Source organism: Paenibacillus sp. FSL H8-0122 (genome assembly GCF_038005345.1).
Classification (GTDB): Bacteria; Bacillota; Bacilli; order Paenibacillales; family Paenibacillaceae; genus Paenibacillus_AQ.
The window spans coordinates 2,633,305-2,648,181 of record NZ_JBBOTB010000001.1; the positions used below are offsets into that span (position 1 = coordinate 2,633,305).

The 14,877-nt window shown below is 43.4% G+C and carries 9 protein-coding genes and 2 pseudogenes; 10 read left to right on the forward strand and 1 reads right to left on the reverse strand.

From position 1 onward, the window contains the following. Window positions 1-112 precede the first annotated feature (112 nt). Together NSS64_RS11650 and NSS64_RS11655 are read left to right on the forward strand one after the other, a co-directional pair. Window positions 113-304 carry a hypothetical protein gene (locus NSS64_RS11650; RefSeq protein ID WP_341140167.1) on the forward strand — a complete coding sequence of 64 codons (192 nt, stop codon included), beginning with the start codon at window positions 113-115 and terminating at the stop codon, window positions 302-304. Window positions 305-574: 270 nt separating this feature from the next. Continuing rightward, complete coding sequence (locus tag NSS64_RS11655) at window positions 575-1,132, forward strand: GNAT family N-acetyltransferase (RefSeq protein ID WP_341140168.1); 558 nt, start codon at window positions 575-577, stop codon at window positions 1,130-1,132. Between the two features lie 23 nt (window positions 1,133-1,155). On the opposite strand, the gene NSS64_RS11660 is transcribed toward NSS64_RS11655, so the two are convergent. Continuing rightward, on the reverse strand, window positions 1,156-1,935 hold the full coding sequence (locus NSS64_RS11660; protein ID WP_341140169.1) for a helix-turn-helix domain-containing protein: 780 nt from the start codon (window positions 1,933-1,935) through the stop codon (window positions 1,156-1,158). A gap of 130 nt (window positions 1,936-2,065) precedes the next feature. Between NSS64_RS11660 and NSS64_RS11665 the strand changes: the two genes are divergently transcribed. From NSS64_RS11665 to NSS64_RS11695, 8 genes and pseudogenes are all read left to right on the forward strand, one after another. Further along, complete coding sequence (locus NSS64_RS11665) at window positions 2,066-3,859, forward strand: glycoside hydrolase family 2 protein (protein WP_341140170.1); 1,794 nt, start codon at window positions 2,066-2,068, stop codon at window positions 3,857-3,859. Between the two features lie 124 nt (window positions 3,860-3,983). Beyond that, a complete protein-coding gene (locus NSS64_RS11670) occupies window positions 3,984-4,457 on the forward strand; it encodes a C40 family peptidase (protein ID WP_340940494.1) in 474 nt (157 codons plus the stop codon). A gap of 294 nt (window positions 4,458-4,751) precedes the next feature. Then, window positions 4,752-5,903: pseudogene (locus tag NSS64_RS32745) on the forward strand (CHASE3 domain-containing protein); the annotation flags it as partial. 243 nt (window positions 5,904-6,146) lie between these two features. After that, entirely contained in the window at window positions 6,147-7,364 is a 1,218-nt protein-coding gene (locus NSS64_RS32750) for a response regulator (protein WP_445667838.1), read from the forward strand. 724 nt (window positions 7,365-8,088) lie between these two features. Further along, the gene (locus NSS64_RS11680) at window positions 8,089-8,679 is read left to right on the forward strand and encodes an SIR2 family protein (RefSeq protein ID WP_341140172.1); all 591 of its coding nucleotides are present in this window, start codon (window positions 8,089-8,091) and stop codon (window positions 8,677-8,679) included. Window positions 8,680-8,706: 27 nt separating this feature from the next. Next, window positions 8,707-11,694 carry a hypothetical protein gene (locus NSS64_RS11685; protein ID WP_341140173.1) on the forward strand — a complete coding sequence of 996 codons (2,988 nt, stop codon included), beginning with the start codon at window positions 8,707-8,709 and terminating at the stop codon, window positions 11,692-11,694. After that, window positions 11,687-14,503: a hypothetical protein gene (locus NSS64_RS11690; protein ID WP_341140174.1), complete on the forward strand. Its 2,817-nt coding sequence runs from the start codon at window positions 11,687-11,689 to the stop codon at window positions 14,501-14,503. Before NSS64_RS11685 ends, NSS64_RS11690 begins: the two co-directional genes overlap by 8 nt. A gap of 182 nt (window positions 14,504-14,685) precedes the next feature. Then, window positions 14,686-14,850: pseudogene (locus NSS64_RS11695) on the forward strand (tyrosine-type recombinase/integrase); the annotation flags it as partial. Between the last annotated feature and the right edge of the window lie 27 nt (window positions 14,851-14,877).

Sequence of the window (14,877 nt, forward strand, 5' to 3'; positions counted from 1 at the left end):
TTAAAATAGGATATTTCCAACTAAAATTCAAATGTAAGCTATATCAAATTCTTTTCGTTTACCATAAATGAGATTAAATGGTGTATAATTGTGGGAAAGGGAGGCGATTGTAATGACTGATTTCTTCAATCCGGGACCTCATGCGAATTCGACTGATCCCGGCGGGCACAAGGCCAACCATGACGTCAATGAACAGAAGCTTCATCGTGAAGGGCCTTTGGGATTTTGGCGGCAGATCTCTGATCTGTTAATTGCAGTAGGTGTTATTGCTTTTATTGTTGTTGTGATCATGTGGATTTTTTGATTATAAAAAAGCACTTAAGATTAGCAATTGAAGCATGGTCGTCGCTGCGGTGAACATTTGGCCCTCCGGCCGCTGCCCAATTTGGATTTCATAATTAGAACCGCTTCTTGCGGTAGAAATCCAAATACAAAGGCGGACGCTACGCTCCTACAGTTCCAAATTTCCCCTCCACTTCTTTTGCTTTTTTTGTTAATTTCTTTAGTGCGTCTTATATAACATCTCCAAATGAATTGTTTAGGAGAGTCATGAATTGATAGGGAGAGGGTCTAAATGATATATCACCGGGCCGAGCGGGCGATTGAAACAGATCGGTTACTGCTGCGCTTGTTTAAGCAAACGGATGCAATGGATGTCAGCTATCATTGTAACAATTACAATATATACAAAAGTACTTTGACGCTTCCGTATCCTTATCCAATAGAGTGTGCGGTGGACTGGATCGCGAACCATGAACAGAACTTTGACCTGGATAAGATGTATGACTTCGCTATCACTGACAAGGCAGACGGCCGGTTATATGGAGCGATTGGGTTATCTAATCATCTGTCCCATCATAACGGTGAAATCGGGTATTGGATCGGCGAAGCCCATTGGGGGCATGGTTATGGAACCGAGGCTGCGCGGGCGGTTATTGAATTTGCTTTTACCGAAAAGAAGTATCACAAGGTCTATGCCCGGCATTTCGCCTCCAACCCGGCCTCAGGAAGAATTATGCAGAAGTGCGGAATGACCTATGAAGGCACATTGAAAGATCAAATACATAAGATTAATTCGTATGAGGATTTGGTTTATTACGGAATCGTTAATCCCGCTCATCCAAGCCAATAACCCCGGTCTGCCTTCCTTCGCCATCAGCCCTTCCCTCGATATTCACTCGGCGTCTGTCCTATGAACTTCTTGAACTGCCGCATGAAATGGACATCGTTCTCATAGCCGCAAATCGCAGAAATCTGGCTGACGCTATACGTGGTGCTCTTCAGTAAATAGGACGCATGCCCCAGCCGGTTCTGAATGATGTCGCTGACGACCGGGATACTGAAGATCTGCTTGTAGATCTGCTGGAAATAGGAAGGGCTCATGTTCATCCGCTCTGCCAGTGCTTCGACAGAATACCAGATGGAGGGGGAGCTGAGTACTTCATTTCTCAGAATCAGGAACGAATCATAGTATCTGCTGACCCTATGGCTGGCCTCTACGTGATGCCGCATATCGCTAAGCTTCATGAACAGGCAGCGCATAATGGAGTCGATAATCTCCTGGCGGAAGGTGCCGTTCTGCAGATTCTCCCAGTGCAGCTCATTTACTTTTCTGGTGATATAGAGCGGGTCATGGGCCTTCATTAAGGTGTCCAGCGGCAGCTTCAAGCGGTTAAACCAAGCATCCGCACCCTCAAGCTCAAAATGGAACCAGTCATGCACCAGCGGAAGCTCCACATCCTTGTAGTAATAGTGGCTGTCTCTGTTATAGATGATGTAAGTATTCGGTTCAGCATACATGCTCCGCGATTGAAGCCTCAGCTCCATCTTGCTTCGAAAGAATACGAAGACATAATCGCCGGAGCCCTCCGGGCGGTCGATTGTCATGCCCTCCGGATGAATCACATTCGCACCGCACCGCTTCAGGGTGATCACACACAATTCCACCTTTTAGATAATAGATCAGTCAATAGATAGGATAATTCATTTTCTTTCCCGGGACAAGGGAGTACTCTGTGATAGTGAATAGAGAATACTTCAGTGATGAGAAAGAGGATGGTTCGAGATGTCTACTACAGCAACTACAAAGCCAGCTACGAAATTCTATACCCCTAACTACCCGAGACCCCAATTTGTCCGCAGCCAGTGGCTGGATCTGAACGGAGAATGGGATTTTAGCTTTGATGATGACAATGCAGGCGTTGCGGAGCGCTGGATGGACCATTTTCCGGCCACGCACACGATCAACGTTCCATTCACCTACGAGACAGCGGCCAGCGGCATTGGTGAAGAGACCTTTCACCCGCGGATCTGGTACCGCAAGCATTTGGACCTGTTCCGGGCGGAAGATGGGAAGCGGACGGTGCTGCATTTTGAAGGCGTGGATTATAAGGTGGTCTGTTGGGTGAACGGCGGCTATGCAGGAGAGCATGAGGGGGCGTATACCCGTTTCTCCTTCGATATTACCGATCTGCTTAGACCCGAGGGCGGCAATGAGATCGTACTGATGGTGACTGACAGCGACAGCTGTCTGCAGCCCCGGGGCAAGCAGCGCTGGGCGGGCCGGAACCACGATTCATTCTATGTGCAGACGACAGGCATCTGGAAAAGCGTCTGGCTGGAGCATGTCCATAGGGCCCGGCTGGATTCCGTGAAAATGACGCCAGACATTAACCGCCAAATGCTCCGGCTGGATTATCGCGTACACGGCCTCCCGGAAGAAAAGGATCTCCGGCTGGAGACGGAAATTACGTTTCAAGGGGAGCGAGTAAATAAGCTTAGCTTGCCAGTGGACAGATCATGCATGACAGTGGAGGTCAGCATGATGGGCGGCATCAACGGGCCTTGGCTGCAGAACCTGTGGTCACCGGGGAATCCGAACCTTTTTGACATAGAATTCGTGCTGTATGCGGGTGAACAGGAGATTGACCGGGTAGGCTCTTATTTCGGTATGCGCAATATCTCGATCAAGGACGGCCAGATCCTTCTAAATAATATCCCTCTCTACCAAAGACTGATCCTGGACCAGGGCTACTGGACTAATACTCATTTGACCCCGCCGTCAGAAGAAGCGCTGATTCAAGATATTGAGGCGATTATGGAGATGGGCTGGAGCGGTCTGCGCAAGCATATGAAGGTGGAGGACGCCCGTTTCTTGTACTGGTGTGACGTCAAAGGGCTGTTGGTCTGGTCAGAGATGGCGGCCGCTTATGAATATAACGACGAGGCGCTGGAGCGTTTCACTAAAGAATGGCTGGAGGTTGTGCAGCAGCAGTATAATCATCCGTGCATCATCACCTGGGTGCCTTTTAACGAATCTTGGGGTGTGCAGAATATTCTTCATGACGTCCGGCAGCAGACATTCACGGAGGGCATCTATTATTTGACCAAATCTATCGATCCTTATCGTCCGGTGATTACGAATGACGGCTGGGAGCACACCGTGTCCGACATCCTGACCCTGCATGATTATGTGGAGCGGGCCGAAGCGTTATATGAAACCTATAAGGATAAAGATTCTATTACCGGCGGCAGCGGCACGTATAACGAATGGAAGTTTGCTTTTGCAGAAGGGTACAGCTATAAGGGGCAGCCGATTATCATCAGCGAGTATGGGGGGATTGCCTTCAAGAGCGAGCACGGCTGGGGGTATGGCCAGCAGGTGGATAGCGAGGAAGCTTTTCTGGAGCGGTTCGGCAGCTTGACCCGGGCGATTCAGGCCATTCCGTTCATCTCCGGGTACTGTTATACGCAGGTTACGGACGTTCAGGAAGAGGTCAACGGCTTAATGACTGCGGAACGTGAGCCGAAGGTGCCGCTTGCGCGAATCCGGGAGATTAACCTGGGCCTGGGAATGTAAACTCTTTCAAAAAGCGCCGAAGGGGTTGACGAACGGAGATTATTACACTATCATTCATAATAGTTACAAAAAATTAATATATGTCAGGCAGCATTAGCCGGCAAGAAAGGAGACTGAGTTCTTTTTGAAGAAAGGGATCGTGTGGCTACTGGGGATTGTACTATTGCTATCGTTTGGATCTGAAAGAGCATCTGCGGATGACAGCTCCAGGCTTGACCAAGAGGTTAATGAGGTTATGGGAACTCCATATAAATGGGGGGGCACCAAGGCATCTGAAGGGTTTGACTGTTCCGGATTTATAATATACATATTTGGCAAGTTCAACTTAGATCTTCCGAGAACATCCAAGTCGCAGGCAAGTGCAGGCGAATATGTAGCCAAGTCCGATCTACGTCCGGGAGATCTTGTCTTTTTCGACACCGGAGGCAACGGCATCTCGCATGCAGGCATCTATGTGGGCGACAACAAATTTGCACATTCCTCAAGCAATAATGGAGTAACCATCACCAAGCTGTCTTCAAGCTACTATAAGGATAGATATGTAACTGCCAGAAGAACTATTTCGGAGAGTATGTATCAGAAGATGACTGGCAACTAAATATAGTAATACTACTACGAGCCTCTAGAACTTCTAGAGGCTCTAGCTGTTTGTTATGGATGTATGCTGCAGGGCAGGACAATCACACCAGCTGCAGATAGAGACATTAAACCTTCGCATCTATGACAATAAAGCTATATTAACTTCTGATAAACGTGTAGAATAGGATTTTATCCATCCATAGAGCAGACAGAGCGGAGGTTATTTGTGCGGAGAATTCGTTTTACCGTTCAACTTAAGATATTATCTATCACTGTACTCATTGTTTCCGCCTTACTGGCGTTTGTAATTGTAGTGCACGGACGCATTCATTCCTTACAGCAAGCGACTAACTCCATTACCCAACAAGACCGGGAAATGACCAATTTAACGAATCAGCTTGAGAAAAATATACTGGACATGGAGACGGGACAGCGGGGGTATGTTATCACCGGGCAAGACAAATATCTGGCGCCTTACCGGCAGGGACAGGCTTCCCTGGACAGCAATTACGACCAACTGGCTGCGCTAACGAATGCCGGGGCCCTTCAGCTTAACCGCCTGCACAGTATTAAGGAGAATGTAGATCGATGGATTGCGGCCACCGGAGACCCGGTCATTCAGCTCAAAAAAGAGGGGCAGGATGCGCAGATCCTAAAAATCTTCAATACGGATGCAGGCATAGATCAGATGGACCGGATTCGCAGCCAAATCAGCGGGTATCGGGCGACGATGAATGAGAATACTAACCTGCTGATAGATAAGCAAGCGGATCGCAACCAATTTCTGCTGCAAATCTTGTATATCGTCTGGTTCCTGATCGCCGCAGCAGGAATATCTGCCTCCTGGATCATAGCTCATTCTATCTCGGCGACTGTGCGGAAAATTACCGGGACCTTAACGGCTCTTGTCCGCACCGGGGATCTGAATACCCGTCTGACGATGACCACTAATGATGAAGTCAGCGATCTCGGTCATGCGACGAACCAGCTGCTGAACAGCCAGCAGGAGCGTGAATGGTTCCAGGAGCGGGCCAATGGCTTGATGGAAGGGTATCAGGGTGTTACCACAATTGCGAAGCTGGGGGATATCTTCCTCAGCAAGACGGCAGAAATGATCGGTTATCCCTATGGCACGCTGTATATCCGTTCTCAGGAATGCGGGGAGGATTACCTGACCCGGTCTGCGGTGTTTGCAGGGAGCAGCGTGGATACGGAGCAGGAGAGGATTCTCTATGGGGAAGGTCTTATCGGACAATGTGCCAAAGAAGGGCACACCCTGAATATTGCTCCGCTCCCGGAGAATTATATTCATATCCGTTCCGGCTTGGGGGCCTCTTCGCCGCAGCATCTGCTGCTGCTGCCGGTGAGTTTTCTGGGAGAAGTGGTGGCGGTCGTTGAGATTGCCTCTTTTGCGCCGCTGACCTTAGCGAATATCGCGTTTCTGGAGTCGGTTGCCGCACAATTCGGAGCCGCCATTGTCAGTACCGTCAGCAGCATGAGAATTGACCGGTTACTGGAAGAGTCCCAGCGTCAGAATGAGGAGCTGCAAGTGTATTCAGAAGAGCTGCAGACGCAATCCGAAGAATTGCATATTCAGGCCGAATCCCTGCTGATCACCAACAAGAAGCTGGAAGATCAGAACGCGATCGCCGAGCAAAAGAGCCGGGAAGCCCAAGATGCGCGTGAGGAGCTGACCCAGTATGCCGAAATGCTGAAGCGGAGCACACAATACAAATCGGAGTTTCTGGCCAATATGTCGCATGAATTGCGGACGCCTCTGAACGGGATTATGCTGCTCTCCGAATTCCTGATGGAGAATCCATCGGGCTCACTGAATGCAGAGGAGCTTGAATTTACCCAAGCGATTCATTCGTCGGGTCAGGATCTGCTGGCACTGATCAATGACATTCTGGATTTGTCCAAGGTCGAGGCCGGGAAGATGGACATTACCATGGAAGAAGTGAATATATCCGAAATTCCGGAGTCAGCATCCCTTCATTTTGGCCAACTGTCCCAGAAGAAAAGCATTCCGTTGCAGGTGAAATTAAGCGACGAACTGCCGGATATCCTATACACGGACCCTCACCGCTTAAGACAGATCATCATAAATCTGTTATCCAATGCGTTCAAATTCACAGCTCAAGGCACGGTAACTTTGGAAATACGCATGGCAGCTGCTGAAGAGCTTCTGGAGCTGCAAGGGATTGCGGCAGGGCCTTGCATTGTTTTCAGTGTGACTGATACCGGCATCGGCATTGCCAAGAACAAACAAGGTCTTATCTTTAACGCCTTTCAGCAGGCGGAAGGTGATACGGAGCGTAAATACGGAGGAACCGGCTTGGGATTATCGATCTCCAAAGAGCTTACAGAGCTGCTTGGCGGCCAGCTTAAGCTAGTGAGTGCAGAAGGGGCGGGCAGTACATTCAGTGTGTATCTCCCGGTGCATCAAGAGCAGAAGAAGGATGAGCAGGTTACCGCAGAAGGATATACTTCTGTCGATTTGAATAAATCTATTGATGATATAGAGACTCAAGACAATCATAGTCCTTTATTTTCCAAAAGAGTGCTGCTGGTTGACGATGATGAACGTAACTTATATGCGCTAACCACAATCCTGTCTCAAAAAGGACTGGACATCACGGCAGCACACAATGGAGAAGATGCGCTGAAGGCATTGCAGAACTCCGCATCGTTTGATCTCATCCTTATGGATATCATGATGCCCGTCATGAACGGCTATGAGACCATTAAGCAGATCAAGGAGCTGCACGGCCACCAGGATGTACCGATTATTGCTTTGACTGCCAAAGCCATGCAAGAAGACCGGGAACGTGTAATTATGGCTGGAGCTACGGAGTATCTAAGCAAGCCGATCAATATGGATCAGTTGCTGGCGCTTATGAAGATGTTGATAACTGATAAATGAAGGTCAATCATTAATGAATATATAACAGAAATGAATATATAACAGAATATTGAAATGTTGAGATGATGATCAGCCCGTTGGTGCGGGTTGATTATTTGTTTTAACGATTTAATTGTTTGAATAAGGTTAAATGCTTAGGGTTAAGACTTTTATATAATACTTCTTCACAAAACCCGTATTTCTTTTAGTATATTATTATCTAAATTCAAACAAAATTTTAGTGGGTCTATATATATTGTGACACATATTATTATGTGATATTTTCTCTAATCACTTTTCAATAAATCACTATTATTTTCTCTGTAGATGATACGAGAGTATATAGTATAGGTACCATCTTCTCTAGCCTATAAGTAGTGGTTTACCAAACTTAATGTTTCCCTTTCCAGGGGGCTAAAAGAGTGCTGAAAACAGTTCATATCAAAAAATCGGGATATCCTATTGTAGGTATTCCGATTTTTTGATGGAAAGACTGATAAAGGGTTACGATCATGAAACGACATTCTTTTTATAGAAAGCAGGAAAGCAAGAAAAGGAACAGAATTATAATAGATTGTAAGTTTTTATCAACATAGGGGGGAAGGAGCTGGGCTTCGATCCGGAGATTTACTGGGAGTTAGGTAATAAAGATTATTTGCCCTTAGCAGAGTATTTTTTTTTGAAATAAGGTTCAATGGCTCCGCTGATGGAAAGATTCCAGAGCAAGTGGGTGGTCAGCTCGGATATGGTCAAAGCCTCTAAAGTTCATGAATTGCTCATACAGCTGAAATTTCCAATAATATACACGACGAATTACGATAACGGATTGGAAATGGCGTTTGAAGAATACTCTCCATGTACCAAGTATCACAAAATCGCCAACGTGGAGGATATTGCCAAAAGCAGCGGATGCGATACGCAAATCATTAAATTTCATGGTGATATGGAGACGAAAGATGAATCTAGTATCGTCCTGACCGAGTCCAGTTTCTTTGACCGTTTGGATTTTGAATCTCCGCTAGATATCAAGTTTCGTTCCGATATCTTAGGCAAATCGATTTTTTTCCTCGGTTACAGTCTGAGTGACATCAATATTCGGGTGCTACTTCATAAGCTGAATCAGATATGGAAATCCTTCAACTCCTCTGCTGACCGCCCTCCTGTATATTTATTCCTGACTACACCTAATCCAATTCAGGAGCGTATTCTATGCGCCCGCGGTATCACGCCGGTTATTTCGCCTAATCCTGATCCGCGCACTGGAACGATTGCTTTTTTGGAGCAACTGGTTGAGCTGAATAGGAAGCTGGAAACACCCTGCAGAAAAGATAAATAATTTGAATTTGAAAGGAAAGATTAAACAGTGACTTTAAATACAAATACATCGGAGAATCAAGAGGAAGTAATCCTCGGCGCCAGAGCACTGGGAGAGCAAGTGTATAAAATCATGCCGACATACGATCTATTATTGGAGCAGTTGCAGGAAATCCGGTCGACCGCTGCCAAACAAGCTCTTAAAAAGCAAAACCGTTGTGGTGGGAATGATAAACAAGATTTTAATAATACGGTAGGTATATTTGGTCCACGGGGGACCGGTAAATCGTCGGCGCTCTATACACTTCGGAATTATCTGTCTAAAGATATGATGAATATCTTGCTTCCGCTAATCGAGCCGGATAACTTTGGTGAAAATACAAAAATTATCGGCTCAATTGTCGGATTATTGTGTGAAGAGGGGAATAAGTTAATAAGGTCACTGAAGAAATTACATATATTAAAAAATGATGAAAGGGATGTCCCTCCTGATCTTAGCTCATATTTTTATAACGGTACATTGAAGCCAAACAACCCGCTCAAGCAGATTATTGATGAGACGATAGAATATCATCTTTATACTGAACGGCACTACCGGGACATGTTAGGACAAAATTTCGCTGATCTCGCAACCCATATCCGTAAGTCGGAGCGGCTGCTGATCCCTGATATCGAGTTTAAAAAGAAGCTGATGATACTGATAGATACCATTATTGATGTTAAGAAAAAGCTCATGACTCTTGAAGTAAACAATAAAAAAGACAGAGCAACAGAAGAATGTCAATCCCCAGTTCCTCTTATTTATATCTTCATTGACGATATCGACCTAAAAACCTCGAAAACTCGCGAACTGATGGATGCTCTCTTGCAGTATACCAATCATCCGAATATCATCACTGTTCTGTCCGGGGATTATGAGATCTTGACTGAATCATTGACGCTGGCTTTGCTGCAGGATGAACCGCTGAAAGAGCTGGGGTTAGGTGCGCAGGATTCATTGAAAGTATCAGCTAAAGATAGTGAGATAGAGTCAGATAAAGAAGGTAAACTGACCATCTTAAAAAGGAAAACCGATTTAGCTCATGAATATTTGAAGAAAATTATCCCGCCAGCAAGACGTCACCAACTAGTGAAATGGAATGAGAATACAATTCCATTCTTTGCGTTTGGAGAAGAGACGCTTTTAGAGCAATTGAGTAGACTGTTCGGTAAATGGTCTATATTCAGTTATCAGGATAAAGAAGCTAATGAAACAATTAATAAGCCAATTAAAAGAAGCTATGTAATATTTGATGAGAAACCAAGAGGTATCGTTAATGCTTATTATCATCTTAATCAACTAATAAAAGCTAAACAGAATGGGGAAGAAATTGATGTGGATAAATACTTTCATTTAGTAAAAGCATTTATTGACACATTGATCTTATCAAATACTAAACTACTGCCTCACCAAGAGTTTATTTTTGGGAAATATTTGCTTTGGGGAAGTGAGGCGAAAAGTTCTTCAATTCAATACGATGTGTTGAATGAAATAAATAATCCTTACGAAATAGATAAAGATTTTGAGAATTTGAGGGTAACCCTGTACGTGATCGGTGAACTTGTAACAAATTTGTTGCCAAAGGTAACTCATGATCAAGTACATTATTTAAATTGGAGAAAGGACGTAATGGATCAATTATTAAACCAGCCAATCGATATTAAAAGAAAATCAGATCAATATATAGATCAAGAATATTTAAAACATAATCAGTATTCGGATTATCGATTATTTTTTCTAGTCGAGACACTAGCTGTATTCGCAAATCCTGAAATTTCCGCGTTGATATCCGAATTAATTTATAATATAGATCTAAATTTGTATTATAAAAATCGATGGACTTCTGAAGATACGCAAGTAAAAGATGAATATGTCATTAGTGTAATATATTCACTATTACTTCAAGAGGAAGCGATGTTGAGTTACAGAATGCAGGAGGGAAAGAATTCTGAAAAAAAATCGATGACAATACTTGATAAACTTTATTACCAAGCTTATTCAAATCAAGATGATATAAATAGTAAACTGGCAAACTTTAGTCTGAATTTATTGGAATCTTTGTGTGCCGAAACAGCAGAAGTAGTTATTGCAGAACGTCAATTTAAGCTATTAATGGACGTGTGGGATGCTGCTCTTGATAAAAAGCAAAAAGAATTTAGTTTAGCTGTTAACCAGGAACAGCTAAAAAAAAGGTCGGTTGAGTTTATGGATTTGCAAATTAAGCGATCTTTATTTCTGAATTCAATTATTACCATTAAAAATACAGCAGTTGTGCTAACAAAATCTAATCTTAAATCTACTGATATTGGATATATGCTAAATGTGATTAATGGTGATAGAGAAACTAGTGGTAACTTGACCAAAGTGCCTGATGCAATCTATTCGACACTAAAGAATAGAATGAACAAGTTCGCAAAAGATATTCTACTAAAATTCTCAGAACAAAACGTATCAGTTGAATTGAAGGAAATTGATCAAAAAGAGGCAGAGATTTTTATGGAAGCTCCAGCGGGAATAAGTAATACCCGTTTCAATCAAGCCAAGGAAGCATTCAAACCGATTTTTAATAATAAAGATAACTTAAAGTTTAGAACATATAGATTTGGCTTGAGAACAATCGAAAAATTATCACAAAATAATAGAGTTTACTACGGACGTTTAGAAGCTAATGTTTTCCTTCCTAAATTAAAAAATGCTTCAAGATTTTCAGTTGAAGCATTTTCTGAATCGGAAAGATATACAATCCATCAGTATGCTAAATATATAGGAGCAAATGAAGTTGAGAAAAAGATGGATACCTATGAGAACGCAAAGAAATTTATTCAAGGAAAACTATACGAAGCACATAATAGATTCCAGTCGAAGACACTTGCAGATATCAAAGGATACAATCTTAAATTGAACGATTTAGATAGTGATCAAGATGAACCAAAAAAAATTGATGATTATGATGATTTTTTCAATGATTTCGAGGACTTGGAGATTTCGAATGATTAACAAAATCAATCTCCTCATTAACATCTCCCTATTCCCGTTCCAGAATCTAAGTTTCCTCGGCCAGAAAAAGATTTTCGCGGCTCTAGGTTACATAGAAGAGAAAAGTGAAGTGGGGAAAGCAGATCGTCAAAAAGCTCAAAATGAGCTTCGGATTGAGATTCAGAATGAGGTTTTACGGAAAGCACGTCCTAAAAGTATGGATGAAATCAATTTGCTTATGCAAAAATTTTACCCGATGCTTTGCAGCGATGATGAAGCTGAGCGTTCAGGCTTCCGGTTTAAAGACTCCAAAAATCCACTTGCCATTGAGAAAAAGCTGTATCTGCACTATTTTCATATCTTGGAAGAGTTCGGTGATGCCCTTATCTCTTACCGGGACGGAGATGTGGTATTCAAGTATTGGAAAAACGACGTCAATCAAGATAAGAAGTGGCGGTTCATTGACTTTATGGATCAATACAAGGGACAGGATAAGGTCCGTTTTTTTCATGCGATCAGCCGGTTTATCCCGCTTGACTTGATTATTATGCTGCATTTTATAAAAAATGGGTTGCGAAATCCTATTCAACTTCATGAGTTCTATCAGCATGTCAATCTGGCGGATGCAGCACTGGATGACATCTTGCGCCGGGGAGTGGCAGAGAATCATATTCATGCCTCAGCTGCATTTAATTTCTCTATCCTGTGGCAAACCGTGATGAACGGCCGCATTGAAGCGGGATATCTGCAGAAGTTTCTTCCCAATCACCTTGCCACCTCAAAGCACAATGTGGAGTCCTACATTTTGACAGCCAGGCTTCTCCGGTTAGTAATGACAATCTACCTGAACGAACAAGTTTACAGAAATCATTCTGAGACTTGCCAGGTGGAAGCTGTTGTAGATCAACATCTACCGTTTTTTGTCTGGCTGAAAAATAGCTTTGAGCAGCAGGATAATCAAACCCTTGAGCTGTTGTGGAGCTTGATCAGGGATCGGAGCTGTGAGTTTGCTAAATCGGAAGAATTGTTAAGTGCAATAGAACGAGTCAGGATTGCTTATATAGATATCGGGGATCCGGAACCGTCAGACTTTATTTTCAGTATTTTTAAGAATCACGGCGGCATAAAGACTTACGGGGAAAATATATTTTTACATCTCGTTATATCGTATAAACAACTTATTCAGCAGCTGCCTTCATTTGATGAGTATTTTGAACAGTTTTTCCGTACTTTTTTCATTTACGTATCGATTAAGAACGAATTTTACCAGCAGGTCACCCAGCCGACTGTTATGCACGGCCTTGACTTCTTTCGGGGGTATTTTGACCGGGCGACAGATGGTATTGCTAAAAATAGGGACTACTATAAAACAATGCTCCGAACCTTATTCCAGAATGGTTACCTGAAAAAAGTTGAGCTGAGGATCTCAATTAAAAACAAGCTGCAGACGAATAAGCAGACTTTGTACGAAATATTAAGCTCATATCGTGAGGTACTTCAGGAGGATTATAAGGTCGAGGATGACCCGCAAGTAGAATTTCCTATGCTTGGTATTGTTTATCATCTTATCAAGCAGCCGGATAATTCAAACAAGGATTTATGGCAATACGACCAGGAACGGGATCATACGCTAAAAAGAGCGCTGCACTTCGGTGATCTGCAGGAGCAGTATATTAAGCAGGTTCAGCATTTGCAGGAGCTGCGCAGAGTCATACCGATGGCTACAAATTTTATTGTTGGTCTGGATGCAGCTAGTCTTGAGAATAACACGCCTGTGCAGGTGTTTGCCCCGGTATTTGAAGAAGCACGGGATAGTAAATATGATGCCTTGCGCATCGTCGATCCGCAAGGAAATATTTTACCCCGGCAAAGCCTGTTCTTTACTTTTCATGCGGGCGAGGACTTTAGGCACCTCATTTCCGGCCTGCGCCGTATTGATGAAGTCATACGCTACTGCAAACTTCATGCCGGAGACCGAATCGGGCACGGTATAGCACTAGGTGTAGATATTCCGGAATGGGTAAGGTATAACCCGCTGGTAATTATTCCCCGCGGAGAATATCTGGACAATTTGCTCTGGATTTGGGGAGTATATAGTCATACTGCCAGTCTGCAGACGGAGACACTGGTTTACTTGGAGCGAACGATTGACCGTATTGCTGCAGAGCTGTTTGGTGAAGTTGTGTCTGCAGGCGATTTACGTATTCCTGTACTGTATAATGTATATGAACGCAGATTCAAGCGGCGTACTGAAGAAGTAATGAAGCTTCAGCAAGATAGAGAAGATAAGGGAGATCCTGAGGATTACGAGCGTACAATGAAACTGCAGGATAAGCTGTATGCAGCTTATCATCAGGAAGCAACCCTGTTGAAAATGGAAAAGCCCATTTATGTAATGACCGATGAAATAGAACAGATAATGATGAGTGATATGCAAAAATATCTGATTCACAAGGTTTCTGTGAGCGGCATTGTTATTGAAGTTAACCCCTCATCGAATGAAGCCATCGGAGAAATTGATTCCGTTTTTGGTAATCAGCTTTTTAAGCTGCAGTCTGCGGGTAATTCTGCACTGGAAAATGTGCTGGTCAATGTAAACTCCGATGATCCGATGGTTTTTAACACGAATGTCAGTAATGAACTTGTGTATATGTATTATGGAATGCTTCAGCAAGGTATGGGGCGTGAGGCAGCGCTAGACTGGATTGAGAAACTGCGGAAAGCAGGGATGGATACCTCTTTTATCCGCGGAGCCCGCAGCCGCAAGCAGTATCTTCATATTTTAGATATGACGATTAACGCTTTAGAAACATATGCATCCCCGCTGTAAAGCCATCTATTTTAAATTATTTAAAGTCCGGATTCCGGGCTTTTTTTTTTTGCTTCAAATGAGACTATAATTCAGCTGAAAACACATATTTATCCATACAAAATGATAAAATTCACGGGTGTTATAAACTAATAAAGTCATATTTATTCATGATAACTGTTTGAGAATTATAATGAGGTGAAGTACTTTCGCTTAGACACTCGTTTGCAACGCGATACCATTTGGAAAACAACGATGTACCAAGGTTAAAGAATCAATTAGGGCATTCATCTATACAAACAACTATGATATATACACACTTAACAGATGAAGAGATGCGTAAGGCTGTAAACAATAAGGATCGATAAACCCGCGGTGCTTCGCGGTTTCTATCA

Excerpts from the sequence above, each read along its gene's own strand:
- NSS64_RS11655 (WP_341140168.1), top strand. The coding sequence starts at position 575 with ATGATATATCACCGGGCCGAGCGGGCGATTGAAACAGATCGGTTACTG.
- NSS64_RS11680 (WP_341140172.1), top strand. The coding sequence starts at position 8,089 with ATGGTCAAAGCCTCTAAAGTTCATGAATTGCTCATACAGCTGAAATTT.
- NSS64_RS11665 (WP_341140170.1), top strand. The coding sequence starts at position 2,066 with ATGTCTACTACAGCAACTACAAAGCCAGCTACGAAATTCTATACCCCT.
- NSS64_RS11650 (WP_341140167.1), top strand. The coding sequence starts at position 113 with ATGACTGATTTCTTCAATCCGGGACCTCATGCGAATTCGACTGATCCC.
- NSS64_RS32750 (WP_445667838.1), top strand. The coding sequence starts at position 6,147 with ATGCTGAAGCGGAGCACACAATACAAATCGGAGTTTCTGGCCAATATG.
- NSS64_RS11690 (WP_341140174.1), top strand. The coding sequence starts at position 11,687 with ATGATTAACAAAATCAATCTCCTCATTAACATCTCCCTATTCCCGTTC.